The organism is Collinsella aerofaciens (assembly GCF_019131995.1).
Classification (GTDB): domain Bacteria; phylum Actinomycetota; class Coriobacteriia; order Coriobacteriales; family Coriobacteriaceae; genus Collinsella; species Collinsella aerofaciens_S.
Genome location: NZ_JAHONA010000003.1, coordinates 113,305 through 139,647, shown reverse-complemented (window position 1 = coordinate 139,647; position 26,343 = coordinate 113,305). Strand labels below are relative to the sequence as shown.

22 protein-coding genes are annotated in these 26,343 nt (G+C 59.3%); all 22 read left to right on the top strand.

Annotation, left to right across the window (positions count from 1 at the left end; genetic code table 11):
* Positions 1-5 precede the first annotated feature (5 nt).
* The 22 genes from uvrC (at position 6) to KSY82_RS01820 (ending at position 26,154) form a co-directional block, all read left to right on the top strand.
* Positions 6-1,946 (top strand): excinuclease ABC subunit UvrC, encoded by a 1,941-nt coding sequence (uvrC, locus tag KSY82_RS01925; RefSeq protein ID WP_368042019.1) that lies wholly within the window; start codon positions 6-8, stop codon positions 1,944-1,946.
* Between the two features lie 365 nt (positions 1,947-2,311).
* Positions 2,312-3,925, top strand: a complete 1,614-nt coding sequence (locus tag KSY82_RS01920; RefSeq protein ID WP_117647497.1) for an ABC transporter substrate-binding protein — start codon at positions 2,312-2,314, stop codon at positions 3,923-3,925.
* Between the two features lie 157 nt (positions 3,926-4,082).
* Complete coding sequence (locus tag KSY82_RS01915; protein WP_035138896.1) at positions 4,083-5,039, top strand: ABC transporter permease; 957 nt, start codon at positions 4,083-4,085, stop codon at positions 5,037-5,039.
* 3 nt (positions 5,040-5,042) lie between these two features.
* Positions 5,043-7,058 carry a dipeptide/oligopeptide/nickel ABC transporter permease/ATP-binding protein gene (locus tag KSY82_RS01910; protein ID WP_117735806.1) on the top strand — a complete coding sequence of 672 codons (2,016 nt, stop codon included), beginning with the start codon at positions 5,043-5,045 and terminating at the stop codon, positions 7,056-7,058.
* Positions 7,059-7,886 (top strand): ABC transporter ATP-binding protein, encoded by an 828-nt coding sequence (locus tag KSY82_RS01905; RefSeq protein ID WP_138112022.1) that lies wholly within the window; start codon positions 7,059-7,061, stop codon positions 7,884-7,886.
* A gap of 80 nt (positions 7,887-7,966) precedes the next feature.
* Positions 7,967-8,944 (top strand): acetylxylan esterase, encoded by a 978-nt coding sequence (locus tag KSY82_RS01900; protein ID WP_195246822.1) that lies wholly within the window; start codon positions 7,967-7,969, stop codon positions 8,942-8,944.
* Positions 8,937-9,788, top strand: a complete 852-nt coding sequence (locus KSY82_RS01895) for an acetylxylan esterase (protein WP_217749997.1) — start codon at positions 8,937-8,939, stop codon at positions 9,786-9,788. Before KSY82_RS01900 ends, KSY82_RS01895 begins: the two co-directional genes overlap by 8 nt.
* Positions 9,789-9,856: 68 nt before the next feature.
* Positions 9,857-10,777, top strand: coding sequence for a dihydrodipicolinate synthase family protein (locus tag KSY82_RS01890; protein ID WP_035138887.1), 921 nt, complete (start codon positions 9,857-9,859; stop codon positions 10,775-10,777).
* A 170-nt stretch (positions 10,778-10,947) separates the two neighbouring features.
* Positions 10,948-11,913 (top strand): ROK family protein, encoded by a 966-nt coding sequence (locus tag KSY82_RS01885; protein ID WP_138112031.1) that lies wholly within the window; start codon positions 10,948-10,950, stop codon positions 11,911-11,913.
* Positions 11,914-11,983: 70 nt separating this feature from the next.
* On the top strand, positions 11,984-12,670 hold the full coding sequence (locus tag KSY82_RS01880; RefSeq protein ID WP_022094877.1) for an N-acetylmannosamine-6-phosphate 2-epimerase: 687 nt from the start codon (positions 11,984-11,986) through the stop codon (positions 12,668-12,670).
* Between the two features lie 101 nt (positions 12,671-12,771).
* Complete coding sequence (rapZ, locus tag KSY82_RS01875; protein WP_022094878.1) at positions 12,772-13,692, top strand: RNase adapter RapZ; 921 nt, start codon at positions 12,772-12,774, stop codon at positions 13,690-13,692.
* Between the two features lie 6 nt (positions 13,693-13,698).
* Positions 13,699-14,628 (top strand): DNA-binding protein WhiA, encoded by a 930-nt coding sequence (gene whiA, locus KSY82_RS01870; RefSeq protein ID WP_217749996.1) that lies wholly within the window; start codon positions 13,699-13,701, stop codon positions 14,626-14,628.
* 193 nt (positions 14,629-14,821) lie between these two features.
* Entirely contained in the window at positions 14,822-15,847 is a 1,026-nt protein-coding gene (gap, locus tag KSY82_RS01865) for a type I glyceraldehyde-3-phosphate dehydrogenase (protein ID WP_022094880.1), read from the top strand.
* Positions 15,848-15,987: 140 nt separating this feature from the next.
* Positions 15,988-17,178 carry a phosphoglycerate kinase gene (locus tag KSY82_RS01860; protein WP_022094881.1) on the top strand — a complete coding sequence of 397 codons (1,191 nt, stop codon included), beginning with the start codon at positions 15,988-15,990 and terminating at the stop codon, positions 17,176-17,178.
* Positions 17,171-17,938 (top strand): triose-phosphate isomerase, encoded by a 768-nt coding sequence (tpiA, locus tag KSY82_RS01855; protein ID WP_022094882.1) that lies wholly within the window; start codon positions 17,171-17,173, stop codon positions 17,936-17,938. The genes KSY82_RS01860 and tpiA overlap by 8 nt, the downstream gene beginning before the upstream one ends.
* Before the next feature lie 5 nt (positions 17,939-17,943).
* Positions 17,944-19,497: a 2,3-bisphosphoglycerate-independent phosphoglycerate mutase gene (gene gpmI, locus KSY82_RS01850; protein WP_217749995.1), complete on the top strand. Its 1,554-nt coding sequence runs from the start codon at positions 17,944-17,946 to the stop codon at positions 19,495-19,497.
* A gap of 164 nt (positions 19,498-19,661) precedes the next feature.
* On the top strand, positions 19,662-19,916 hold the full coding sequence (secG, locus tag KSY82_RS01845) for a preprotein translocase subunit SecG (RefSeq protein ID WP_006236144.1): 255 nt from the start codon (positions 19,662-19,664) through the stop codon (positions 19,914-19,916).
* A gap of 295 nt (positions 19,917-20,211) precedes the next feature.
* Positions 20,212-21,888, top strand: a complete 1,677-nt coding sequence (locus KSY82_RS01840) for a peptide ABC transporter substrate-binding protein (protein ID WP_229077154.1) — start codon at positions 20,212-20,214, stop codon at positions 21,886-21,888.
* A gap of 156 nt (positions 21,889-22,044) precedes the next feature.
* The gene (locus KSY82_RS01835; RefSeq protein ID WP_195520694.1) at positions 22,045-23,082 is read left to right on the top strand and encodes an ABC transporter permease; all 1,038 of its coding nucleotides are present in this window, start codon (positions 22,045-22,047) and stop codon (positions 23,080-23,082) included.
* Positions 23,083-23,096: 14 nt separating this feature from the next.
* Complete coding sequence (locus tag KSY82_RS01830) at positions 23,097-24,032, top strand: ABC transporter permease (protein WP_152067641.1); 936 nt, start codon at positions 23,097-23,099, stop codon at positions 24,030-24,032.
* Positions 24,033-24,034: 2 nt separating this feature from the next.
* Positions 24,035-25,126: an ABC transporter ATP-binding protein gene (locus tag KSY82_RS01825; RefSeq protein ID WP_217749994.1), complete on the top strand. Its 1,092-nt coding sequence runs from the start codon at positions 24,035-24,037 to the stop codon at positions 25,124-25,126.
* Positions 25,126-26,154 (top strand): ABC transporter ATP-binding protein, encoded by a 1,029-nt coding sequence (locus KSY82_RS01820; RefSeq protein ID WP_022094888.1) that lies wholly within the window; start codon positions 25,126-25,128, stop codon positions 26,152-26,154. Before KSY82_RS01825 ends, KSY82_RS01820 begins: the two co-directional genes overlap by 1 nt.
* Positions 26,155-26,343: the final 189 nt, after the last annotated feature.

Below are 26,343 nucleotides of genomic sequence, written 5' to 3'. Positions count from 1 at the left end.
TGCGCGTGGCAGGTCACGACAACATTCCAACACTTGCCGAACAGGTTTCGCGCGTTCCCACGCAACCCGGCTGCTACCTTTGGAAAGATGCCAAGGGCGATGTCATCTATGTGGGCAAGGCAAAAAACTTGCGTGCCCGTATGCGTCAATATGTGACGCTGCAGGACGAGCGTCAAAAGATTCCGCTCATGATGCAGCTGGTGGCGAGCTTCGACTATATCGTGGTGGAGACCGAGCACGAGGCATTGGTGCTCGAGCGCAATCTGATTGGCCAGTACCATCCGTACTTTAACGTCGATCTCAAAGACGATAAAAGCTATCCCTTTATCGCCATTACCAAGAGCGACTTGTTTCCGGCTATTAAATACACGCGAGAGCGTCATAAACCGGGAACGCGCTATTTTGGCCCCTATACCGATAGCCGCGCGGCGCGTGAGACCATCGATACGCTACGCAAGGTTATTCCTATTTGCTCGGCATCCTGTGCGGAATGGCGCCGCTGCCGCCGCATCGTCGAATCTCATAAGGGCGAAGAAGACATCGTCAATATGATTTGCGCGCAAAACGGGCGCCCCTGCTTTGACTACCATGTCGGGCGCGGGCCGGGCGCATGCGTCGGCGCGATTTCGCCTGCCGACTATGCCAAGAACGTCAAGCGTGTCGAACGTTTCTTGTCGGGCCATCGCAGGGATGTCGTCGACGAGCTCACGTCCGAGATGACGGAGGCAGCCGAGACGCTCGATTTTGAACGTGCGGCGCGCGTCAAGCGTCGCCTGGAAGTCATTAGGGGCCTGGACGATCGCCAACAGGTCGTTTTTCCATCGAGCGTCGATATCGACGTCATCGGCTTCTATCGCGAAGAGACTATCTCTGCCGCCTGTGTCTTTGTCGTTCGCGAGGGCCGAACGGTTCGAACTTGTGAGTTCATCCTCGATAAAGGCCTGGATGTCGACGAGGAAGAGCTTCAATCGGGCTTTCTTAAGCGCTATTACGACGAGACGGCTGATATTCCAGCCGAGATCAATCTCTCTGTCGAGCTTGAGGATGCCGAAGCGTTGGGGGAGTGGCTTGCGGGCAAGCGCGAACGCTCTTGCCATCTCCATAGGCCGCAGCGCGGCGAAAAGCACCGCCTGCTCGATATGGCTTCCAAAAATGCACGCCATGCCCTCATGCGCTACATGATGCGCACGGGATATGCTGACGATCGCACCAATCAGGCGCTCCTGGAGCTCGAAAGCGCGCTGGCGCTGCCTGCGCCGCCGTTGCGCATCGAGTGCTTCGATATCTCGACGTTGCACGGCACCTTTACCGTCGCTTCGATGGTGGTATTTACCAACGGTCGTGCCGACAAGGGCCAGTATCGTCGCTTTAAAATTCAGGCCGAATTGGACGAGGCAAACGACTTCGTTTCGATGTCCGAGGTTTTGGGTCGACGCTATGCCCCCGAGCGCATGGCCGACGAGCGCTTTGGCTCGCGCCCCGATTTGCTCGTTGTCGATGGCGGCAAGCCGCAATTGACCGCCGCAATCAAGCAACTTGAGGCTCTTGGGCTCGATATACCAGTTTGTGGCTTGGCAAAGGCCGATGAGGAGGTTTTCGTGCCTTGGGACGAGACTCCTGTCGTGTTGCCGACGGGATCCGCCTCGCTCTATCTGATCAAACAGGTGCGCGATGAATCGCACCGTTTTGCGATTACGTTCCATCGCGAGCTGCGCGATAAGGCCATGACGGTCTCGGTGCTCGACGATGTTCCGGGCGTAGGACCCACCAGAAAACGTGCCATTATGCGCCATTTTGGTTCGATGAAGCGCTTGCGCGCGGCGAGCGAGCAGGAGATTGCCGAAGTTCGAGGCATTCCGGCCGATGTTGCCAAAGCGGTCCACGAGGCACTTGTTGCATGGAATGCCGAGCGCGCCCAGGCGTCGGCCAACCGCTCCGAAACCTAAACATGCCTCTAAACAACTGATATACATGATTGGCCGATTTTCAATCATTTATTTCGCGGTGATTACCTGTCGGTTTCGGGTTTTATTAACGCTAAAACGTTTGACTGACCATGGTGAATAACCCTGCTATCCTGCGGGTTGACGAAGACTGATATCTCACCTCGTCGATACATACTGTCTGGAGTTTCGTTTGTCAACGAATTCGGTGAACGGTAGTAAATACCGTTCAAGCGGATGTACGTATCGGTCGCCGAGCGCGGCACCCAAGTTGGGTTTGTCGGTAGGTAAGGTATATATCGTCCGCAAGTTGCGCGGGGGCAAGTCTAGGTGCCCCCGGGTAAGATTCTCTATTGATAGGAGAAGACATGGCCATCATCAACAAGGGTATGTCCAGGCGTTCGTTCCTCGGCCTCACCGGCAGCGTCGCTGCTGTCGCAGGGCTTGGTCTCACCGGCTGCGGTGGCAGCTCTAGCGACGAGGGTTCCGCTTCCGGTTCCACCGATTCCGCCAACCGTGGCGGCGGCGTGATCACCGCTGGTTCCGCTTACGCTCCGTCCAGCTTCGATCCCGCCAGCACCGGCTCCGCTGTGGGCCTGGGTGCTAACTGGCACGTCGTCGAGGGCCTCTACGGCATCGATTACCACGACTACAGCACCTTCAACGAGCTCGCCACCGACGATCCCAAGTCTGTGGACGACACCACTTTCGAGGTCACCATCCGCAAGGGCGCCAAGTTCTCCGATGGCACCGAGGTCACCGCTGACGATGTCGTTGCCTCCTACACCGCTTGCGCCGCTTCCGCTACCTATGCTCCGTTCTTCCAGCCCTTCGAGTCCATCGAGGCCAAGGACGCCAGCACCGTGACGGTCAAGACCAAGGTCCCCAACTTCTCCCTGCTCAAGGATCGTCTGGCCATCGTCCGCGTTACCCCGGCCACCCAGACCGAGGAGGATCGCGCCAAGCAGCCGATCGGCTCCGGCCCCTGGATGTACGACTCTATCTCCGATACCGAGATCACCTTGGTTCCCAACCCCGAGTACAACGGTGAGTATGCTGCCGAGGATAAGAAGATCCAGTACAGCATCCTGACCGACCCCACCGCTCGCGTTACCGCTCAGCAGGAGGGCTCCACGCTCGTTATGGAGCTCGTTACCGCTGACGCCGTCGACCAGCTCGAGAGCGCCGGCTGCAAGATCGATAACGTTCAGGGTTTCGGCACCCGCTTCATCATGTTCAACGTCGCCAAGGAGCCTTGGAACAACGTCAAGGTCCGTCAGGCTGTCATGTATGCGCTCGACACCGAGAAGATGGTCAGCAACACCTTCGCCGGCCTTGCCACCGCTGCCAGCTGCTACCTGCCCAAGAGCTTCACCAACTATCATGAGGCTTCCACGGTGTACAAGACCGACGCCAAGAAGGCTAAGAAGCTCATCGAGGAGTCTGGCATCACCCCGGGTGCCATCACCCTGCGCACCACCGACAACGAGCAGATTAAGGGCATGGCCGCCCAGGTCAAGAACGACCTCGACGCTCTCGGCTTCGATGTGACCATCCAGACCGATACCTCGCCGGCCACCTACGCTGCCATCGACGGCGGCGAGGCCTACGATATCCTCCTTGCCCCTGGCGATCCTTCCTGCTTCGGCGCCGACCCCGACCTGCTGCTCAACTGGTGGTACGGCGACAACGTCTGGATGCAGACCCGTTGCCCGTGGAAGGAGTCCGCTGAGTGGCAGAAGCTCCACAGTCTCATGGACGAGGCTCTTGCCGCCGAGGGCGACGAGCAGCAGAAGAAGTGGAACGAGTGCTTCGACATCATTGCCGACAACGCCGTTCTGTACCCCGTTGTCCACGTCAAGACCGTCTCCGCTTCCTGGGACGATCCGTCCACTGCGCCCAACGGCGAGGCCCTCGATGGCTTCAAGGGCATCGGCACGACGAGCATGTCCTTCAGGGGCGTTGCGACCGTCAAGGCGTAAGACTCGCTTGAGTCTGTATGCAGGATGTCGGTCATTGGGGCCGTATCCTCATAGTTGAAACAAAGACCCGGGCGGCAACGATGTCGCTCGGGTCTTGTAATGAGTACCCGTACTCATATACCAGTTGGTCCTACCGACAAAAGAAAGGGGAGAGAACGTGAACAACTTGCTACGTTTGATTGGAAGGCGTCTTGTGGCGCTGCCGATCATGGCATTGGGCGTCACCGTCCTGGTGTTCTTCCTTATGTCGTTCTCCAAGACCGACCCCGCCTACACGGCGTTGGGTGACGGTGCCTCGCCCGAGGCGGTTGCCGAGTACCATGAGAAGTATGGTCTGGACGACCCCTGGCCCGTGCGCTACGTGCGCTATATGGGCGATTTGATCCATGGCGACATGGGCACCTATGGTGCTGCTCGCAACTCCGTTGCCAAGCGCATCTCCACGGCCCTGCCCGTCACGATGCAGCTGACCTTTATCGGTCTTGCCATCGGTGCGGTCGTTTCGTTTTTGCTCGGCGTCATCGCGGCACTGTATCGCGACAAATGGCCGGACCAAGTGATCCGCGTCTTTTCCATCGCCGGCTTGGCAACCCCGTCGTTCTGGCTTGCCGTTCTGTTGATCCTGCTGTTCTCTTCCTACCTTAAGGTGCTCCCGGCATCGGGTGCTCTGCCTCACTTCACCACGAATCCGGTTGGCTATCTGGGACGTATGATCATGCCCGCTATCGCCTTGGCATTTCCGCTGACGGGCCAGATGACTCGTATCGTGCGTACCGCCATGGTCGAGGAGCTCGACAAGGATTATGTCCGTATGGCTCGCGGCGCCGGCGTTCCCGAGAAGGTCGTCGTCGGCATCAACGTTCTTCGCAATGCGCTGATCACCCCGGTCACCACCCTTGGTCTTAAGATCGGTTACCTCATGGGCGGCGCCGTCGTCATCGAGGTTATCTTCAACCTCCCCGGCATGGGCACTGCGATTCTGCAGGGCGTTCAGGGCAACGAGGCGAACCTGGTTCAGGGCGTCGTTATCGTCGTTGCTCTTGCCTTCATCATCATCAACATCGTGGTTGACATGCTCTACCTGCTCATCAACCCGCGCATCAGGACGGTGTAGATTATGGTAAAGATTCGAGAGAAGCAAACCGAGCAGCTCGAGAAGGCTGCCTCCAAGGGGCTCAAGCTCGGTGGCTGGAAGAAGATGACGCTGTCTTCTAAGATTGCCGCCGTCGTGCTGGCGCTGGTCGCCCTGACTGCGATTCTGGCGCCCCTTCTTGCCCCCTATAGCCCGGTCGAGATCTTTACGGCTCGCCAGGCTCCCGGCAACGGATTTATCTTCGGTACCGACGATAAAGGTCGCGACATTCTGTCGCGTATGCTCTACGGTGGTCGTTACTCGCTGATTATCGGCTTTGGCGCCACTGCCATGGCTCTGGTCTGCGGCTCGGTCGTGGGCGCCCTTGCAGCGGTTTCGCGCAAGGCCGTCTCCGAGACGATCATGCGTATCTTGGACATCATCATGTCCATCCCGGGCATCGCCCTCGCGGCCGTCTTCGTCTCCATCCTGGGCAACTCCGTGCCGTCGATCATCTTCGCCATCGGCTTTATGTACACTCCGCAGATTGCCCGTATCGTGCGCGCCAACATCGTGTCCGAGTACGGCGAGGACTATGTCCGCGCGGTCATCGTTTCCGGCGCCAAGGCTCCGTGGATTTTGATCAAGCATGTTCTGCGTAACTGCATCGCCCCGATCATGGTCTTCACCGTTACCCTGGTCGCCGACGCCATCATCTTCGAGGCCTCGCTGACCTTCATCGGCGCTGGTATCCAGGAGCCCACCGCTACCTGGGGCAACATCCTCGCCGACGCCCGCGGCGGCGTGCTCGCCGGTCGTTGGTGGCAGGCGCTGTTCCCGGGCCTGGCCATCATGATCACCTGCCTGGCGCTCAACATCCTCTCCGAGGGCATTACCGACGCCATGGCCGCTGCTCCCTCCGCCGCCCTGGATCCTACCGATTCCTCCAAGCGTCGCGAGGCCGATCTGCTGGTCTCCGACCCCGTTCGCGCCTACAAGGAGCAGGCCCAGTCCCTCTCCGCTCGCCTTGGCGCCCTGCGCGATGTCGAGCTCAAGCGTGACGATCGCCACGTGCCCGACGAGTCCGTTGAGCCGATTCTCTCGGTCCGTGACTTCTGCATTCAGTTTGAGCATCACGGTGATATCAACGTTGTCGACCATGTCAACTTTGACGTCCGTCCTGGTCAGACCATGGGCCTGGTGGGCGAGTCCGGTTGCGGTAAGTCCATCACCACGCTGGCCATCATGGGCCTGACCGACGATGACGAGCATCTTTCCGGCGAGGTTCTCTGGGAGGGCCGTGACCTGCTCAAGATGAGCAAGAAGGAATGGTTCGGCCTGCGCGGTACCGATATCGCTATGGTCTATCAGGACGCCCTGTCCTCGCTCAACCCCTCCATGCTCATCTCTGCCCAGATGAAGCAGCTCACCAAGCGCGGCGGAACCCGCAGCGCCGAGGAGCTCCTGGAGCTCGTCGGCCTCGATCCCAAGCGCACGCTCGAGAGCTATCCGCACGAGCTTTCCGGCGGCCAGCGTCAGCGTGTCCTGATCGCTATGGCCCTTACCCGCGACCCCAAGCTGGTCATCTGCGACGAGCCCACGACCGCTCTGGACGTTACCGTCCAGAAGCAGGTCATCAAGCTGCTCAACGATCTTCAGGCCAAGCTCGGCTTTGCCATGATCTTTGTTTCGCATGACCTGGCTCTGGTCGCCGAGGTTGCCCATAACATCACGGTTATGTACGCTGGCCAGGTTATCGAGCAGGCACCCACCAAGGAGCTGCTCACCAACCCGATCCACGAGTACACCCGCGGTCTTCTGGGCTCCGTTCTGTCCATCGAGAGCGGCTCGGGCCGTCTGCACCAGGTCCCCGGCGCCGTTCCCAGCCCGCGCGATTTCCCCAAGGGCGATCGCTTCGCACCCCGCTCGAGCCATCCGCGTATTGGCCTGGATACCCGTCCGGTCTTCAAGCGCGTGCCCGGCACCGAGCACTTCTATTCCGAGCTCCCCGACGAGGTGCTCAAGGCAAATGGTTTGACCCCTCACGCGGAGGTGATGTAGATGAGCGATACCGCAGTCAACGGCGTCGAGCCGATCATCTTCCTTGATGACGTCCACGTCACCTTTAGGACCCGTACCGGCTCGATTCTGCACCCCAACCTGGTTCACGCCGTCCAGGGTGTAACGATTAAGCTCATGCCCGGTCAGACGATCGGCATCGTCGGCGAGTCCGGTTGCGGTAAGTCCACCACCGCTAACGTCATGTGCGGCCTGCAGGCCCCCACGAGCGGCAAGGTCTACTTTAAGGGCAAGGACGTTACCAAACGTACCGCCGAGGACCGTCGCCACATGGGTCGCGTCATCTCGGTCGTGTTCCAGAACCCGGCCACGGCGCTCAATCCCCGCATGGTCGTTCGCGAGCAACTGCTCGACCCCATGCGCGTCCACAACCTGGGTACCGAGGCCGAGCAGGAGAAGCGCGTCAAGGAGCTCTTGGAGCTCACCGGTCTGCCCAGCTCCGCTGCCGAGGTTCTTCCCGGCCAGCTTTCGGGCGGCCAGCGTCAGCGCGTCGCAATTGCCCGTGCCCTGTCGCTGAACCCCGATGCCATCATCGCCGACGAGCCCACCTCGGCTCTGGACGTTTCGGTCCGCGCGCAGATTCTGAACCTGCTCACCGACCTTAAGAAGGAGCTCGGCCTGGCCATGGTGTTCATCAGCCATGACATCCAGACGGTCCGCTATATCTCTGACGACATCATCGTTATGAATGGCGGCAAGATCGTCGAGCAGGGCGAGGCCAAGCAGGTCTTCCAGCACCCCCAGGACCCCTACACCAAGATGCTGCTCGGCGCTGCGCCGTCGCTGCTGCATCCCAAGCTCGGCGAGTAACCTCGCTTTCCCTCCCGTGCGCCCGGTTCCCTTGCCGGGCGCACCTCCGTTGCGATTTCGAAAGGTTGGGTTCACGAGCCATGCCAAGTGCTCAGGAGCTACAACATCAATTTGGTGAATATCGAGGCGCCATGCCCCGTCCATCAGATTTCGATCTCTTTTGGAAGGATCGCATGGCCGAGGCCGACGCCGTCGGGCTTGACTATGCGATCGAGACGGCATCGGTCACCGATGCCGCGACCTGCCAGCTTTTCGACCTCTGGTATACCGGCATGTGTGGCGCTCGCCTGCATGCCAAGTACCTTAAACCCGTCTCGGACGAGCCCGTGCCATTGGTGCTTCAGTTTCATGGGTATCCGGGTGCAAGCCGCAGCTGGTTTGAGCAGGCGTCGTTTGCGGGCATGGGCATGGCACTCATCGCCCTCGACTGCCCCGGCCAAGGAGGTCCCTCCGAGGACATTGGTGGATTTGAGGGCACAACGGTTGCCGGGCATATCGTCGCCGGCATCGACGGCGACCCGGCCAACCTCTACTATGTCCGCTTACACCAAGATATTCGAATCCTGTGCCGTATTGTTCGTGAGCTCGAGGGCATCGATCTTGCCCGTGTGTTTGTGAACGGCGCGTCGCAGGGCGGCGGTTTGGGTATTGCGACCTGTGCGCTTAATAGCGAGCTTATCAATCGTGCCGCCATCCTCTATCCCTTCCTGTCGGATTTCCGCCTGGTCTGGGATTTGGATGCCGACGACATTGCCTACGAAGGCCTGCGCTATTGGTCTCGCTGGTTTGATGAGGACTCGACTCGTATTGACGAAGCCTATGCCAAGCTGGCGTACTTCGATTCCAAGAACTTTGCCCCTATGGTCAAATGCCCCGTGCTGTTTGGCACTGGCACAGCCGATATCGTCTGTCCGCCAGCGACGCAGTTTGCGGTCTATAACAACCTGACCTGCGAAAAGCGTCATGAGTTCTTTGAAGGCTTTGGCCACGAGGAGATTCAGGATTTTGACGATTTGATCATTCCGTTTTTCTGCAAGGGAGGGGAGGCTCATGTCTAAGTGCGAGAGCAATGTTGACGAGCTGATTGTCCCCGGGCTCGTGGGAATTCCTGGAACGGTTTCGTCAAGGCTCGCAGAATATCGGGACTGGCGCGGTGATGTCCAAGCAGATGTTTCTGATTTAGAGACATGCGCTTCGAATCTTGAGATTCAAGGCCTGGCCATTACGGCGATTGACTTTGTTAACCCCTGCGCCCGTTACTCGGAGGTCTCCTTTGAGCTCGGTGACGATGCGATTCACGCTCGTTTGATCGAGCCTGTCGGTCGTGCCCGAGTATCTGAGCGCGTGCCGCTGTGCCTGATGTTCCACGACATCGATCGGCCTGTGCGCGGCTGGCATCACATGACGAGATTTGCCGCCATGGGGTATGCCGTCCTCGCGCTGGATGACGATGTAGCTGGTGCGGACGACCTGCAGCGGGGGATTTCTTCGTCCGCTTTTGTCGAGCGCGTCCGTTGGGGTTGCGCGTTGGCGAAGGTGGCGCGCAATCTTGATGGCATGGACCCCGACCGCATCTTTGCATGGGGCGAGGGCCTTGGCGGCGGAGTCGCGCTGGCGGTTTCTGCTCTGGACGAGCGGGGCCTCGCCTGCACGGCGGTTGCCAATCCAATTCCCGGTGGCCTTGAGGCGCTGTCGTCTCGGGTGCGCGGATCGGTGTTCATGGGCACATCGCTCATGGATGCCGCGAGCGACCCCAAGGGCCAGTTTGCCGTATTCAACGGTCTTGAGTGTGACCGGAGGCATATCGTCTATGCCAAATACGCTCACGAGCGCATCAATGCGTTCGAAAACGAAGTCGTCGACTTCTTTAACCAAACGTTCTACCCGTGTTCTTTGGCCTAGGCGGCCTGGACACTGCCAACAAGAGTGGGCGGCATAGGGCTGCCCGCCAGACAACTAAGGAGATTCTTGTGGCAACTCAGAAATTCACCGGCGTTATCCCTCCCGTCGTTGTTCCCGATACCGAAGATCACCAGCTCGACGTTGCCTCCTTTGAGCGCAGCATCAACCGCATGATCGATGCCGGCGTCGATGGCTTGTTCTTCCTGGGCTCCTCGGGCGAGGTCGTCTTCTCCACCGACGAGCGTCGCCGTCAGATCATCGCCGAGGCCGTCCGTATCGTCGACCACCGCGTTCCCGTTCTGGTCGGCATCATCGACACCGAGACCGAGCGCATGATCGAGCACGGTAAGGTCGCTCAGGAGCTGGGCGCCGATGCTCTCGTCGCCACCTGCCCGTTCTATGCCCTGCAGGGCATGACCGAGGTCGAGGAGCACTTCCGCATCCTGCATGAGGAACTCGACCTGCCCATCTTCGCCTACGACATCCCCGTGTGTGTCCACACCAAGCTCCCCTGGAAGCTCCTTGCCAAGCTCGGTGCCGAGGGCGTTCTGGCCGGCGTCAAGGATTCCTCGGGTGATGACATCTCGTTCCGCTACCTCGTTCAGGAGAACGAGAAGAACGGCCATCCGATGAGCATCCTCACCGGTCACGAGGTTGTTGTCGACGGCGCTTACCTCGGTGGCGCCGACGGTTCCGTCCCGGGTCTCGCCAACGTTGAGCCCGAGGGCTACGTGCGTCAGTGGAAGGCCGCTCAGGCTGGTGACTGGGCTACCGTCAAGGCCGAGCAGGATCGCCTCAATGAGATTTCGCATATCTGGGATGTCACCTCGGGCGTCCAGGGCTATGCCGGTGGCGTCGGCGCCTTCAAGACCGCTATGAACCTCATGGGTATCTTCGACAGCCCGACCATGCCGCGCCCGGTGAAGGCCATGACCGGCGAGAACGTCGAGGCTATTAAGAAGGTCCTCCAGGACAACGGTCTCCTGTAAAGCTTCCCCGGGCACCCGATCTTGGGGCTCAAGCGGTCGAGCGTGACCCATTAGGTCAACGCCCGACCGCTTTCACCCCAACCTCGGACACCCGGGAAACCTTTACCAAGCTGCGGCGATAACGCAGCCTTCATTTCCTGTAGTTGTTTTTATCTCCTAAGGAGAGCGACATGGAGAACAAGTACGTCTGCTCTGTCGATATCGGCGGAACTAAGATCGCGACTGCCATCATGGAGTACCCGGCTGACGGTAGTGTGCCCCGTCCCGTCTTTGAGGCCGAGGTTCCCACCGAGGCCCAAGAGGGCGGCGAGGCCGTCTTCCAGCGTATCGAGGCGTCCATCAAGGCCGCTCTCGAGGCGAATCCCGATGTCGAGGTCCTTGGCGTCGGTATCGGCGCTGCCGGCGTCGTCGATCCCAAGACGGGCGCCATCGCGTATGCCAATGAGATCATGCCCGGCTGGTCCGGCGTTCAGTTGGGGCCGCGTCTGCGCGAGGACCTCGGTCTTCCCGTTGCCGTTGTGGGCGACGTGCAGGCTCATGCTCTGGGCGAGGCCCACTGGGGCGTCGGCAAGGGCAAGTTCTCCGTCTTGTGTCTTGGCATCGGCACGGGCATCGGCGGCGCATATGTCGAGAGCGGCCGCGTGATGCAGGGCTTCCATGGTGCTGCCGGTCATATGGGCCACATTGAGTGTTCGGCTGCCGCCGGCATTCCCTGCGCCTGCGGGCGTTCCGGCCATCTGGAGTCGGTTGCTTCGGGCACTTCCATTGGTCGAATGTACGATGAGCGTTTTGGCCGCGTCGACCCCAGCCGTCCTTCGGTCGGTCGCGATGTGAACGATCTGTGCCGTGCGGGCGACGCAAAGGCGACCGAGGTCATCCATGACGCCGGCTTTGCGCTGGGGGCCAGCTTGGGCTCGCTCGCTAACATCCTGGACCCTGAGGTCATCGTGCTTTCGGGCGGCGTGATTCACCAAGGTCCCGATTGGCGTTCGCAGACGTGGAAGGATTCGGTGCACGAGGGCTATGCCAGCCAGGCGCTGGATCCGCTTCAGGACACGCCGATCCTCATCGGTTCTCTGGAGGGCGATGCTCCGCTCATCGGTGCCGCCGAGCATCTTCTTGCTTCGTTGAAGTAAACGTATCTTCTGTAGGAGCCTCCCGAGACAACACGCCTCGGGAGGCTGTTCTGAGAAAGGTTACAGCCTTATGACCGTCGATCCTTTGATTCAATCCCTGAAGGGCAAGCTCGTCGTGAGCGTTCAGGCGTATATGGGCGAGCCGCTTCGTACGCCCGAGACCATGGCTCAAATGTCTCGCGCTTGCGAGCTCGGTGGCGCCGCCGCCATTCGCTGCCAGGGCCTTGCTGACATTGCCGCCATTAAGGGTCGCTGTGAGGTTCCTGTTATCGGCCTGTGGAAGGATGGGCACGAGGGCGTTTACATCACGCCGACGCTGCGTCACGCTCGCGCCTGCGTTGCTGCCGGTGCCGATATCGTGGCGATCGACGCCACCGATCGTCCGCGCCCCGATGGCAAGACGGTCGAGGATACCTTCCGCCCGCTGCACGAGGAGGGTGTGCTCCTGATGGCGGATTGTGCCACCATCGAGGATATTCGCCGTGCTGTTGATATGGGCTTTGACCTGGTATCCACCACGCTTTCTCACGGCGTCGCCGCCATCGACTGCACCATGGCCGATGGCCCCGACCTGCCGCTCCTGCGTCAGGCGACTGAGGAATTCCCCGGCCTTCCTATCATTTGCGAGGGTCGCGTGCATACGCCCGAGGAGGCTCGCGCCGCGATCGATGCTGGCGCCTGGGCCGTTGTCGTCGGCACCGCCATCACGCACCCCACGAGTATTACGAGTTGGTTCAAGGCTGCACTTGAGGCGTAAGACAGGCCTCGTATCCGCTCGGGGCGGTATACTCAATATAGGCAATTGACCGCGCGGGATCCGGGTTGCTGGGTCCCGCGCTTGTTTTCGGGAGGCAGCACATGCAAAAGGGAGATGCCATGGATGCGGCGGAGCGCTCGGAGCGCATCCCCGATATCGTCATCATCACCGGAATGTCCGGATCGGGCCGCACACAGGCCATGCACGTGTTCGAGGACATGGGCTATTTTTGCATCGATAACCTGCCTCCGCGTCTCATCGCCCAGCTTGCCGAGCTCGTCGGCATCAATACGGGCGTGGGCAGGCATCTCGCCGTTACCTGCGATTTGCGTAGCCAGGGACTGTTTGACGAGTTGCTCGATGCGGTCGCCGCGCTCGAAGAGCGCGAGATGAGCTGCGACATCGTGTTCCTGGAGGCTTCTGACGAGGTGCTGATTCGTCGCTACAGCGAAAATCGCCGCCGTCATCCCATTGCCAAGCCGGGGGAGACTACGGCCGATGCCATTCAGCGCGAGCGCCTTCAGCTTCAGGGCGTGCGCGACCGAGCCGATATGATTATCGACACGAGCCGTCTGCGCACCTCTGCGCTGCGTAACAAGCTACGTATGGCATTTTCCGAGCTGTCCGACCAGCAGCTCATGGACGTCCACGTGTTCTCGTTTGGCTTTAAGCACGGCATGCCCGTCGAGGCGGACATTATGATCGACGTTCGCTTCCTGCCTAATCCGTTCTACGATCCCGAGATGCGCACGATGACCGGTCTCGATAAGAAGGTCTCCGACTTTGTTCTGGACCATCCCAAGACCCAGGAGTTCTGGAAAGCTTGGACGCAGCTGCTCGATACGGTCATGCCCGGCTATATCGCGGAGGGCAAGCCACAGCTTTCTATTGCCATCGGCTGCACGGGCGGTCAACACCGCAGCGTTGCCATCGCCGAGGCCACGGCACGTTATTTGGAAGGCGCCCAATATCACGTGAGCATTTCCCATCGCGACCTTTCGCGCGCCAACACGAAAGCATAGGCTTGCATGTCGTTTACCGCCGAGGTGCGTGACGAGCTCGCGCGCTGCGAACCCGAATGTGAATACTGCGATTTGTCGACGCTTGCCGCCCTGACGCGTGTGAGCGGTACACTTTCGCTGGCCGGCTCCGGGCGGTATCGTTTGACGGTCGCGACCGAGACGGGCGCCGTCGCGCGCACGATGATCACACTGACGCATCGCATCCTTAAGCTCAAAACGGAATTCACCGTTCGTAAATCTGTATTGCATAAGGTTCGAAACTACCTCATCACCTTGCCTGATCAGCCAGACCTGGATAAGGCTCTGGTGCTGCTGGGCATCCTCGACCGCAGGGGAGGACTTGTCGCCGGCGTGCCCCGGCATATCGTTGCCCGTCCCTGCTGCAGGCTTGCCTATATCCGCGGCGCGCTCATCGCGGGCGGCTTCGTGGCCGATCCACGCGGCGATTTTCATTTGGAGATCGCGGTGCAGGGAGAGCAATATGCCAAGGGGCTTTGCGATCTGTTGGAGCAGATTGGGGTCCATGCTCGTGTTAATGCACGGCGGGGGTCATATGCCGTGTACATTAAGAGCGCCGAGGAGATCGAGCAGCTCCTAAAGCTGGTCGGTGCCAAGCGCAGCGTTGCCGAGATCGAGGAAGCGCGCGCGGTCAAATTGGTTAAGAACGACGTAAACCGTCGCGTGAACGCCGAGCTCGCCAACCAGACCAGAAGTGCGGGTGCCGCCCAGCATCAGCTTGCGTTGATCGATGAGCTCGAACAGCGGGGTTTGCGCGACACGCTTCCGGACGCCTTGGCGGTCTTTTGCGACCTGCGCGAGCGCTATCCCGATCTGTCACTGCGCGATCTGGGGGAGATGGCTGACCCTCCCTTGTCGAAGTCTGCCCTGTACCATCGCGTTTTGAGGCTTGAAAAGCTCATTGAAGCAAACAGGTAGTTGAACGAAACTGCTTATATAGGGATTGAACTGCTGTTTTACTCTTTAAAACGTTTTAACGTAAATTTGATTTTCAATTTCGAGCATTCTCGTGAAATTCAAGTCAAAAAAAAGGTATATTAGGCGAGTGGTTAGTTTGTGGGCCTCAACGGCGGGCGCTGTAGCTCGCGGGGGCCTTACGAAAGGAGACACAATGGCAGTAAAGGTTGCTATTAACGGCTTCGGTCGCATCGGTCGTCTGGCTTTCCGTCAGATGTTCGGTCATGAGGGCTCCGAGATCGTCGCTATCAACGACCTCACCTCTCCCGATATGCTCGCTTACCTGCTGAAGTACGACTCCACGCAGGGCAACTACGCTCGCGATCACGAGGTCGTTGCTGGCGAGGATTCCATCACCGTTGACGGCAAGGAGATCAAGATCTACAAGGAGGCCGACGCCAACAACCTGCCTTGGGGCGACCTCGACGTCGACGTCGTTCTCGAGTGCACCGGCTTCTACACCAGCAAGGCTAAGGCTCAGGCCCACATCAACGCTGGCGCCAAGAAGGTCGTCATCTCCGCTCCGGCCGGCAGCGATCTGCCCACCATCGTGTACAACGTCAACCATGAGACGCTGACCGCTGAGGACAACATCATCTCCGCTGCTTCCTGCACCACCAACTGCCTCGCTCCGATGGCCAAGGGTCTGAACGACTTCGCTCCCATCGTGTCCGGCATCATGACCACCATTCACGCCTGGACCGGCGACCAGATGCCGCTCGACGGCCCGCAGCGCAAGGGCAACAAGCGTCGTAGCCGCGCCTGCGCCGTCAACATCGTCCCCAACACCACCGGTGCTGCCAAGGCTATCGGCCTGGTTCTCCCCGAGCTCAACGGTAAGCTCATCGGTGCTGCCCAGCGCGTCCCGACGCCGACCGGCTCCATCACCAACCTCTACGCTGTCGTTGACAAGAAGGTCACCGTCGACGAGGTCAACGCCGCTATGAAGGCCTACGCTGCCACCATCTCCGAGACCTTCGGTTACAACGAGGACGACATCGTCTCCACCGACATCATCGGCGAGACCCACGGCTCCATCTTCGACGCCACTCAGACCATGTGCTCTGACCTCGGCAACGGCCAGACCCTCGTTCAGGTCACCTCTTGGTACGACAACGAGAACTCTTACACCTCTCAGATGGTCCGCACCATCAAGTACTTCGAGAAGTTCGTTGCTTAATTTAGCTTTTAGCGAATAGCTCGTTGAGCGTCTAAAGAAGGGCGCGGCCTTATAGGGCTTACACCCTAGGGTCGCGCCATTTTTATAGGAAATCGTCTGCCGTAATGGGAGGCAGACACGTACGAAAGGTAGAAGCAAACATGGCCTTTACCAAGAAGACCGTCCGCGACATCGATGTCGACGGCAAGCGCGTTCTCGTCCGCGTTGACTTCAACGTGCCTATCAAGGATGGCGTCGTTGGCGACACCACCCGTATCAAGGCTGCCCTGCCCACCATCAACTATCTCGTTGAGCACAACGCTCGCGTCATCCTCATGAGCCACCTCGGCCGTCCCGATGGCACCGGCTTCCAGCCTGAGCTCTCCCTTGAGCCTGTCGCCAAGAAGCTCGCCGAGCTCTCTGGTCTCGACGTTGCCTTTGTCGCCGACACTTACGGCGAGAAGGCTGCCGAGGCCGTCGCTGCCGTCGAGCCGGGCAAGGTTCTCGTTCTCGAGAACGTCCGCTTCGATAAGCGCGAGAAGAAGAACGATCCCGAGATCGCCAAGAAGCTCGCTTCCTATGGTGACGTCTTCGTTCTCGATGCCTTCGGCACCGCTCACCGCGCCCAGGGTTCCGTCGTGGGCCCCGCCGCTTACCTGCCTGCCGTCGCCGGCTTCCTGCTCGAGAAGGAGGTCGACACGCTGACCGGCATCTTCGCCGAGCCCGAGCGCCCCTTCGTCGCTATCGTCGGCGGTTCCAAGGTTTCCTCCAAGATCGGCGTTCTCGATCACCTCATCGACTCCGCTGACACCCTGATCATCGGTGGCGGTATGGCCTACACGTTCTTCCTGGCTCAGGGCCTGTCCGTCGGTCAGTCCCTCAAGGAAGAGGACTGGGTCGAGCGCGCTGGCGAGATGCTCAAGAAGGCCGAGGAGAAGGGCGTCAAGATCCTGCTCCCCATCGACAACCGCGTTGCCGATCACTTTGGCGAGGACGCTGTCCCCGAGGTTGTCGCTTCCGACGCTATCCCCGACGATCGTGAGGGCATGGACATCGGCCCCAAGACCGAGGAGCTCTACGCCGAGGCCGTCAAGGGCGCCAAGACCGTGTTCTGGAATGGCCCCATGGGCGTCTTCGAGTTCGATAACTTCGCTCACGGCACCCAGGCTATCGCCGAGGCTGTCGCCGAGGCCGACTGCACCTCGATCATCGGCGGTGGCGACTCTGTCGCAGCTGTCAACAAGTTCAACCTGGCCGACAAGATGAGCTGGATCTCCACCGGTGGTGGCGCTTCCATGGAGCTCGTCGAGGGTAAGGCCCTGCCCGGAGTGGAGGCGCTTCTCGATGCCTAATCGCACCCTTCTTATCGCTGGTAACTGGAAGATGAACAACGACGTCGCCGAGGCTGCCAAGCTCGCCGACGAGCTGGCTCAGGCTCTGCCCGAGGTTCCGGCTGGCGTCGAGGTGCTCGTCTGCCCTCCGACCATCGACATCACCACGGTTCATGACCGCATTCAGGCTGCCCCCATCGCCCTCGGTGCACAGAACGTGTACTGGGAGGCCAAGGGTGCCTTCACCGGTGAGTCCTCTTGCGACATGCTCAAGTCCGCTGGCTGCACCTACTGCATCATCGGTCACTCCGAGCGTCGCGACTACTTCCACGAGACCGACGAGGACCAGAACAAGAAGGCTAAGGCTCTCGTTGCCGCCGGCCTTGTTCCCGTCTTCTGCTGCGGCGAGTCCCTCGAGGTTCGCGAGGCTGGTACCTATGTCGAGCACGTCGTGAACCAGGTCAAGGCTGGCCTTGCTGGTCTTGAGATCACCTGCCCCAAGCAGGTCGTCGTCGCCTACGAGCCCATCTGGGCCATCGGCACCGGCAAGACCGCTACCGCCGAGGACGCTCAGGAGGTCTGCGGCGCTATCCGTGAGACCCTCAAGGAGATGTTCGGCGAGGAGCTCGCTAACGGCATCCGCGTCCTGTACGGTGGTTCCGCTAAGCCCGGCAACATCGCCGAGCTCGTCGCCAAGCCCGACGTTGATGGCGCCCTTGTGGGCGGCGCTTCGCTCAAGGCTGCCGACTTCGCTTCTATGGTCGTCAAGGCAGGCGAGTAGGACATATGGCACAGCGTCATCTTCCTGCACTCCTGATCATCATGGATGGTTGCGGCCTGGCTCCGGCCGATGGCGAGAACGCCGTCGCCGCTGCCAAGACGCCCTTCCTTGACAGCCTGTATGAGAAGTACCCCCACACCACGCTCGGCGCTTCGGGCGAGGACGTGGGTCTTCCCGATGGCCAGATGGGCAACTCCGAGGTGGGTCACCTCAACATCGGTGCCGGCCGCATCGTGTTCCAGGAGCTTTCGCGCATCAACAACGCCATCAAGGACGGCTCCATCGCCAAGAACGAGGTCTTCGTCAAGGCTATGGACGACGTCAAGGCTGACGGCAAGACTCTTCACCTCATGGGCCTTATGAGCCCTGGCGGTGTTCATTCTCACATGAACCACGTCGAGGCTCTGGTCAAGATGGCTGCCGAGCACGGTGTCAAGACCGTTCGCGTCCACGCCTTCATGGATGGCCGCGACGTTGACCCGCAGTCCGGCGCTGGCTACATGAGTGAGTTCTGCGCCTTCCTGGCCAAGATCTCCGAGGAGACCGGTTGCGACGCTCGCGTTGCCACCGTCTCGGGCCGTTATTGGGCCATGGACCGCGATAATCGTTGGGAGCGCATCCAGCGCGCCTACGACGTCATGGTCAACGCGTCCGATGCCGATGTCGACCCCGTTGCCGGTATCAAGGCCTACTACGAGAAGGATTCGCGCGGCGACGAGTTCGTCGAGCCCTTCGCTGCCCACAACGAGGGCATCCACGAGGGCGACGCGGCTATCTTCTTCAACTTCCGTCCCGACCGCGCTCGTCAGATGACCCGCGTGTTCACGGACAAGGAGTTCGACGGCTTTGAGCGCGAGCAGATCAAGCTTTCGCACTTTGTGACGATGACCGAGTACGATCCGACGTTTGACGTCGAGGTCGCCTTCCCCAAGACGTTCCCCGAGAACGTTCTGGCCGACGTTATCGCCGCCAATGGCCTGAAGCAGCTGCACACCGCCGAGACCGAGAAGTACGCCCACGTGACGTTCTTTCTCAACGGCGGCATCGAGGAGCCCAAGGAGGGCGAGGAGCGCGTGCTCGTCGCTTCCCCCAAGGTCGCTACCTACGATCTGCAGCCTGAGATGAGCGCTCCCGAGGTTACCGAGAAGCTCGTCGCTGCCATCAACGAGGATCGCGCTGATTTCTACATCGTGAACTTCGCAAACTGCGACATGGTTGGTCACACCGGTGTCTTCGACGCCGCCGTTAAGGCCGTCGAGGCTGTTGACGATGCCCTGTCCAAGGTTGTCCCGGCGATTCTCGCCAAGGGTGGCTTTGCGCTGATTACCGCCGACCACGGCAACGCCGACCACATGTTTGACGTTGCTTCCGACGGTTCCAAGCATCCGTTCACGGCTCACACCACCAACCGTGTGCCGTTCATCATCGTTGATGAGAAGGCCAAGCTCACCGGTATCGAGGACGGTCGTCTCTCCGATATCGCTCCGACTATGCTCACCATGGCTGGTATTGAGCCTTCCGCCGAGATGACGGGTCGCGTGCTCGCCATCGAGGCCTAATAGAAAACAAATACCGTTTTCTAGTAAGGGGGTTGTCCACGACCGGACAACCCCCTTTTTAATATTTCTGCCATTTCTACCCCGTACCTAAATGGCGGGTGGGTGAGTGCTGGGGATTGTGGTACAGTACTGGAGTTTAAACTGTTCTATTAAGGAGCTTATCTATGGGTCCGTTCCAGATTCTTCTGTTTGTCGTTTGGGCTGTTTCTGCCGTGGCGCTGACGATTCTCGTCCTGATGCATTCCGGTAAGGGTACCGGCGTTTCGGATATGATTGCTAGCTCGCTGTATAACTCCAGCTCAGCCACAGGCGTTATGGAGCAGAACCTTGACCGCCTGACTGTCATCATGGCTGTCGTGTTTGCCGTGTGCGTCGTGCTGTGCATGTTCTTCTTCCCGCAGGGCATCGTGGGCTACTAAGCACGAGCCGCATAAAATACTTGAAAAGGGTTCCGCAAGTGCGGGACCCTTTTTGTTTACATATTTGTAACAGAGTCAAAATATCCCCACATACTTCGCCTAACTAAAGAAATTCTCGACCGTTAACCGGAATTAGCCCCAAATCGTGCATAAAATGCGCTAATGTATTGCAAAACGTTGGACCGTTGTGCATAACCAGCCATTGCAGCGGGCGGCGTTTTGATGGTTCGGATCGGATTGTCTCGATATGTGTCCGACTGAACATTTCTTTGTCCTATCTCATAAGGAGGATGGCATGGCTGATTCTATGTTCCACCAGCCCGTTATGGGTCGTCGCGCCTTTGTTGGCGGCACCCTCGCTGCGAGCTCCATGGCTTTTCTTGCCGCATGCGGCAAGAAGGGCGGCGACGCTTCCGGTTCTGAGTCCGGTTCGACGCTGAACTTCTACATCAACAACCCGGTCTGCATCGACCCCTACAATGTCCAGGAGGACCAGGGCACTCAGGTCGAGTACCAGCTCTTTGACGCTCTGACCTCTTATGACGCCGAGAAGGGCGAGATCGTTCCGCTGGCTTGCGAGTCCTTTGAGGCCAACGACGACGCCACCGAGTTTACCTTCAAGATCAAGAAGGCCAAGTTCCACAACGGTGACGACGTTACCTCCAAGTCCTTCAAGCTCGGTTGGGAGCGTCTGGTCAACACCAAGTCGGCCATCGCTACCGAGTACGGCCCTTCCGAGGTCTCCTATCACCTTTCCATGGTCGAGGGCTATGACGACCTGCTTGCCGGTAACGCTACCGAGCTCAGCGGTGTTACTTGCCCCGACGATGAGACCCTCGTCGTCAAGCTGTCTTCCGCTTACGCCGACTTCCCCTTCGTCGCCTCTCACCCGGCTCTGGCCCCGGTTCCCGAGTGCGCCGAGTCCGATGTTAAGAGCTTCTACCTTGCACCGGTCGGTAACGGCCCGTTCATGATGGACGGCAAGTGGGAGGATGGTCAGGAGATCAACCTCAAGAAGTTCGACGATTACTATGGCGACAAGGCCAAGATCGATGGCATCCACTTCCAGGTCATCAAGGACATGGAGACCGCTTACAAGGAGTTCCAGGCCGGTAACCTCGATGTCTGCGACGTTCCCGTTGCTCAGATCGACGCTGCCAAGAAGGATCGCGGCGTGTCCAAGGACGGCTACACCATGGGTGACGGCGAGCGCATGCTGCTCGGCGCCGAGCCTTCCACCTACTACCTGACCTGCAACAACACGGCCGAGCCGTTCAACAACGCCGACCTGCGCAGGGGTATCTCCCTGGCCATCAACCGTGAGGCCATCTGCAAGACCATCTTCAAGGGTACCCGTACCCCTGCCGACGGCATTGTTCCTCCGGGCATCGATGGCTACAAGGAGGGCGCATGGGAGTTCTGCGCCTACGACGTCGACAAGGCTAACGAGTACCTCGACAAGGTTGCTCCCGCTGGTGCTAACGGCGATCGTGGCATTAACGTGACCCTTTCCTACAACCAGGACGGTGGCCACAAGGAGATCATGGAGTCCATCATCGGCGACCTCGCCAAGGTTGGCGTTACCGCTGTCTCCGATACCCCCGAGTGGTCTGCCCTGCTCGAGCAGTATCAGAACTTTAACTATCAGTTCGGTCGTCTGGGTTGGATTGCTGACTACCCGATCATGGACAACTTCCTGTATCCGCTGTTCCACTCCGACTCCCTCGGTGGCGACAACCGCTCTGGTTACAACAACCCCGAGTTCGACGCCAAGGTCGACGAGGCCCGTACCACGGTTGACGACGAAGAGCGCGTCGCTAAGATGCAGGAGGCCGATGCAATGGTCGCTGCCGACTGCCCGGTCATCCCGGTGATGTTCTACACGCACACCATCGCCGGCTCCGATCGCATCAAGCACCTCTATGTCGATCCGCAGAAGCACGCCGATCTGGGTACCGCTGAGCTCGCCTAAGAGTTTGCAGCTTCCGTGAGGGTCAAGTATTTACGTAGACCTCATGGGAAACATACAGTTCTCCCTAACCTGGGGTAAACTGGCTGATGGTAATTTTGGGATGCCGGTCTGGCGATCGGCATCCCATTTAGGTTAATCCCTAGATAGGGGAGTGGTATGGGTAAGTACATCGTTAAACGTGTGCTTCAGTTCATCCCGGTGTTTTTGGGCGTTACGCTGATTTTGTTCGCCCTCCAGAATATCGTGCCGGGAGATCCGATCAAGCTGATCGGTGGAGACAAGGCTCTGTCCCCCGAGGTGGAGCTTCAGCTTCGCGTCCGCTATCACCTGGTCCAGTCGGACGAGGACGGCAACGCGATCCTTGACGAGAACGGCGACCCCGTTCAAACGTCGCTCGTGGACCGTTACTTGTATTACATGAACGGCCTGCTTCATGGCGATCTGGGCAATTCGTATCAGCGCAAGCTGCCGGTTACGGAAATCTTTGCCCAGAAGTATCCGTATACGGTCAAACTTGCCGCGTGCGCCATCGTGCTCGAGGCAATCATGGGTATCGGTGCGGGTATCATTTCGGCGGTAAAGCGTTATTCCTTCTGGGATATTTTGGTAACGCTCACCACGTCGATCCTCGTTGCCGTCCCGGCCTTCTGGCTCGGTATGTTGCTGCAACTGTTCTTTGGCGTCATTCTCAAGGACGCCACGGGCGGTGCATTCTCCATGCCGATCTCGGGTGCCGGCGGTGCCAGCTCTCAGTATCAGGATTGGATGCACTATGTGCTTCCGACCATTACGCTGGCTTCGGTTTCGACCGCTTATGCTGCACGCATTATGCGCTCGCAGCTGCTTGACGTCATGAACCAGGATTACATCCGTACGGCAAAAGCCAAGGGTCTCTCCAATCGCGCGATCATCATCAAGCATGCGCTTAAGAATGCACTCATCCCCGTCGTTACCTATATTGGTGTCGACTTTGGCGGCATGCTTTCGGGCGCCATCCTGACCGAGACGGTCTTTAACTGGCCCGGTATCGGCTATGAGGTCTATCGCGCCATTAGCATGCGTGACTGGCCCATCGTTATGGGCGGCGTTACGCTCATCGTCGTCGTCGTCATGGTGATCAACCTGCTCGTCGACATTAGCTATGCATTCCTCGACCCGCGCATCCGCCTTGGCGGTCCGTCGGATAAGGCCTAAGGGAGGTACGTCTCATGCAGGAAACTGATTCTCAGTCTCAGGAGCAGGCTACCGCCACCAAGGCCGCATCTGCTCCCGCCAAGTCCCGCACGCTGTGGGGCGACGCTTTTAAGCGTCTTCGTAAGAACAAGCTCGCCGTTATCGGTGTCTGCTGGATCATCATCGTCGTTGTGGTTGCCCTGACCGCAGATCTGTGGGCTAAGCCCTGGCTCGGTTCGCCGACGGCTTCCGACTCGACCACCATGGCCCAGACGTCGCTGATGGCTCCGTGTGCAGAGCACCCGTTTGGCACCGACGCCCTTGGTCGTGACATTCTCGTTCGCGTTATCTACGGTGCACGTGTTTCGCTTTCCGTCGGTATTATGGCCACTGCGATCTCCACGGTGATTGGTCTGGTCATGGGTGCTCTGGCCGGTTTCTACGGCGGCATCTGGGATACGATCATCATGCGCTGTGCGGATATTTTCCTGGCGTTCCCGTACGTGCTTTTCGTTGTCGCCATGATCGCCGTTATCGGCCGTGGTCTTCAGAACGTCTTTTTCGCCATCGGCATTCTCGGTTGGCCTTCGATTGCGCGCGTCTTCCGCTCTGCAATCTTGACGGTCAAGGAAAACGACTATGTTGACGCTGCGCGCGCGATGGGTGCATCTGATGCTCGTATCGTCGTGCGTCACATCTTCCCGAACTCCGTCGCTTCCATCGTGGTTTACGCGACCATGAACATTGGTGGCGCCATTCTGACCGAGTCCGCTCTGTCCTTCCTCGGTATGGGCGTTATTCCGCCTACGCCTTCGTGGGGCTCCATGATTCAGGACGGTCAGCAGTATCTTCTGACTGCTCCCTGGATGATGATCATGCCCGGTCTGGCAATTCTTTCGACGGTGCTCGCCTTCACCCTGCTGGGTGACGGTCTGCGCGACGCCCTCGACGTCAAGATGAAGGACGCATAAGGATGAAGAAGAACAAGAACTATGTGGACCTGAAGGACCAGCCGGTTCCCGAGGGCCAGCATCTGCTCGAGGTCGATGACCTTAAGATGTATTTCCACACCGAGGATGGCGTTGTTCGCGCTGTCGACGGTGTCTCCTACACGCTCGATCGCGGCGAGACCCTGGGTGTCGTCGGTGAGTCCGGTTCCGGTAAGTCCGTGACCGCCATGACCATCATGGGCCTCATCTCGATGCCTCCGGGAAAGATTGAGGGCGGCGACGTTCGCTATCGCGGTCGTTCTATCCTCGAAATGACCGAGGAAGAGATGCAGCACATTCGCGGTAATGACATCGCGATGATTTTCCAGGATCCTATGACCTCCTTGAACCCGGTCTATAAGATCGGCAAGCAGGTGGGCGAGGGCCTTCGTCTGCACCGTGGTTACTCCAAGCAGGAGGCGCTCAAGCGCGCCACCGAGCTTTTGGACCTCGTTGGCATTCCCGAGCCCGAGAAGCGCGTCAATGAGTATCCGCACCAGTTCTCGGGCGGCATGCGTCAGCGCGTCATGATTGCCATGGCTCTTGCCTGCGATCCCGATATTCTGATTGCCGACGAGCCCACGACTGCTCTGGACGTTACCATTCAGGCTCAGATTATTGAGCTTATGCAGGAAATGCAGGAGAAGAACGGCAACGCCATTATCATGATTACCCATGACCTGGGTGTTGTCGCCGATATGGCCGATAAGATCATGGTTATGTACGCCGGTCGTCCCGTCGAGTTCGGTACTGCTGAGGAAATCTTCTACGAGAGCCGCCACCCCTACACCTGGGGCCTTATCCGCTCCATCCCGGAGCAGGCCATCGAGGAGAAGAAGCCGCTGACGCCGATTCACGGCAACCCACCTTCGCTCATGAACCTGCCCGAGGGCTGCGTGTTCTCGCCTCGTTGTCCCTATGCGACCGATAAGTGCCGCAAGCAGCGCCCCGAGCGCGTTGTCACCGAGTCTGGTCACTACTCTGCATGCCACTACTCCGGTGACCCCGAGTTCCTCAAGAACGCTCCTGAGACGTCCCGTACGCGCAGGGATTCCAAGAAGGGAGGCGAGGCGTAATGGCAGATACCAACGAGCGTACTCCGCTGCTGAAGGTCGAGCACCTCTCTAAGGAGTTTCCCGCTGAGTCCGGCATGTTCGCCAAGCGCTTCTCCAAGCGTGTCGTCTCTGCTGTGAATGACATTTCGTTCGAGATTTATCCTGGCGAGACCTTTGGTCTGGTCGGTGAGTCTGGTTGCGGTAAGTCCACGACGGGCCGCACCATCATGCGCCTGACCAAGCCGACCGCCGGTAAGGTGTTCTTCCAGGGTAAAGATGTTGCCGAGATGAGCAAGCATGAGATCAAGGACATGCGTCGCGAGATGCAGTTCATCTTCCAGGACCCCTATGCTTCGCTCAACCCTCGTATGACCATCGGCGAGATTGTCTCTGAGCCCATGACCATTCATGGCGTGGGTACCAAGGAAGAGCGTATTGAGCGCGTCCGCGAGCTGCTGGACGTCGTCGGTCTGAACCCCGAGCACATCAACCGCTATCCGCATGAGTTCTCGGGCGGCCAGCGCCAGCGTGTCGGCATCGCCCGCGCATTCGCTCTGAAGCCCAAGCTGATCATCTGCGACGAGCCTGTCTCTGCACTTGATGTATCCATTCAGGCCCAGGTTCTGAACCTGCTCAAGGAACTGCAGGACAAGTTCGGTACCGCGTATCTGTTTATCGCTCACGACCTGTCTGTCGTGCAGCACATCTCCGATCGCGTTGCCGTTATGTATCTGGGTAAGATGGTCGAGGTTTCGGACTGGAAGACACTTTACAGCGAGCCTCACCATCCGTACACGCAGTCGCTGCTGTCTGCCGTGCCGGTTCCCGATCCTGATATCCAGAAGACCCGCAAGCGCATCATCCTCGCCGGCGATCCGCCGTCACCGCTGGATCCGCCGACCGGTTGCCGTTTCCACACCCGCTGCCCGATCGCGCAGGGTATTTGCTCTGAGAAGCTTCCCGAGTTTAAGGAAGTCGCACCGGGTCACTGCTGCGCCTGCCACTTCGCGGAGCCGTTCCCGATCAAGGAATCGCACATCGACCTGTAGTCGGTGAACTGTCCGGGCCCGCTCTGGAGTTGCCTTTCAGGACGTCCTCGACCATGGAAGCCCCCTTATCCTGCTCCTTCTGAGCTGCGGATAAGGGGGCTTCCTGGTCTGTGGAATGTCCTGAAAGGCAACTCCAGAGCGGGCCCTACGTTAACGCGGCGGAGGGGAGTGCGATTCCTTGATCGCTCA

Coding starts and splice junctions, on each gene's coding strand:
- KSY82_RS01920 (WP_117647497.1), top strand. CDS start 2,312: ATGGCCATCATCAACAAGGGTATGTCCAGGCGTTCGTTCCTCGGCCTC.
- KSY82_RS01910 (WP_117735806.1), top strand. CDS start 5,043: ATGGTAAAGATTCGAGAGAAGCAAACCGAGCAGCTCGAGAAGGCTGCC.
- KSY82_RS01905 (WP_138112022.1), top strand. CDS start 7,059: ATGAGCGATACCGCAGTCAACGGCGTCGAGCCGATCATCTTCCTTGAT.
- KSY82_RS01900 (WP_195246822.1), top strand. CDS start 7,967: ATGCCAAGTGCTCAGGAGCTACAACATCAATTTGGTGAATATCGAGGC.
- KSY82_RS01895 (WP_217749997.1), top strand. CDS start 8,937: ATGTCTAAGTGCGAGAGCAATGTTGACGAGCTGATTGTCCCCGGGCTC.
- KSY82_RS01885 (WP_138112031.1), top strand. CDS start 10,948: ATGGAGAACAAGTACGTCTGCTCTGTCGATATCGGCGGAACTAAGATC.
- KSY82_RS01880 (WP_022094877.1), top strand. CDS start 11,984: ATGACCGTCGATCCTTTGATTCAATCCCTGAAGGGCAAGCTCGTCGTG.
- rapZ (WP_022094878.1), top strand. CDS start 12,772: ATGCAAAAGGGAGATGCCATGGATGCGGCGGAGCGCTCGGAGCGCATC.
- whiA (WP_217749996.1), top strand. CDS start 13,699: ATGTCGTTTACCGCCGAGGTGCGTGACGAGCTCGCGCGCTGCGAACCC.
- gap (WP_022094880.1), top strand. CDS start 14,822: ATGGCAGTAAAGGTTGCTATTAACGGCTTCGGTCGCATCGGTCGTCTG.
- KSY82_RS01860 (WP_022094881.1), top strand. CDS start 15,988: ATGGCCTTTACCAAGAAGACCGTCCGCGACATCGATGTCGACGGCAAG.
- tpiA (WP_022094882.1), top strand. CDS start 17,171: ATGCCTAATCGCACCCTTCTTATCGCTGGTAACTGGAAGATGAACAAC.
- gpmI (WP_217749995.1), top strand. CDS start 17,944: ATGGCACAGCGTCATCTTCCTGCACTCCTGATCATCATGGATGGTTGC.
- secG (WP_006236144.1), top strand. CDS start 19,662: ATGGGTCCGTTCCAGATTCTTCTGTTTGTCGTTTGGGCTGTTTCTGCC.
- KSY82_RS01840 (WP_229077154.1), top strand. CDS start 20,212: ATGGCTGATTCTATGTTCCACCAGCCCGTTATGGGTCGTCGCGCCTTT.
- KSY82_RS01835 (WP_195520694.1), top strand. CDS start 22,045: ATGGGTAAGTACATCGTTAAACGTGTGCTTCAGTTCATCCCGGTGTTT.
- KSY82_RS01830 (WP_152067641.1), top strand. CDS start 23,097: ATGCAGGAAACTGATTCTCAGTCTCAGGAGCAGGCTACCGCCACCAAG.
- KSY82_RS01825 (WP_217749994.1), top strand. CDS start 24,035: ATGAAGAAGAACAAGAACTATGTGGACCTGAAGGACCAGCCGGTTCCC.
- KSY82_RS01820 (WP_022094888.1), top strand. CDS start 25,126: ATGGCAGATACCAACGAGCGTACTCCGCTGCTGAAGGTCGAGCACCTC.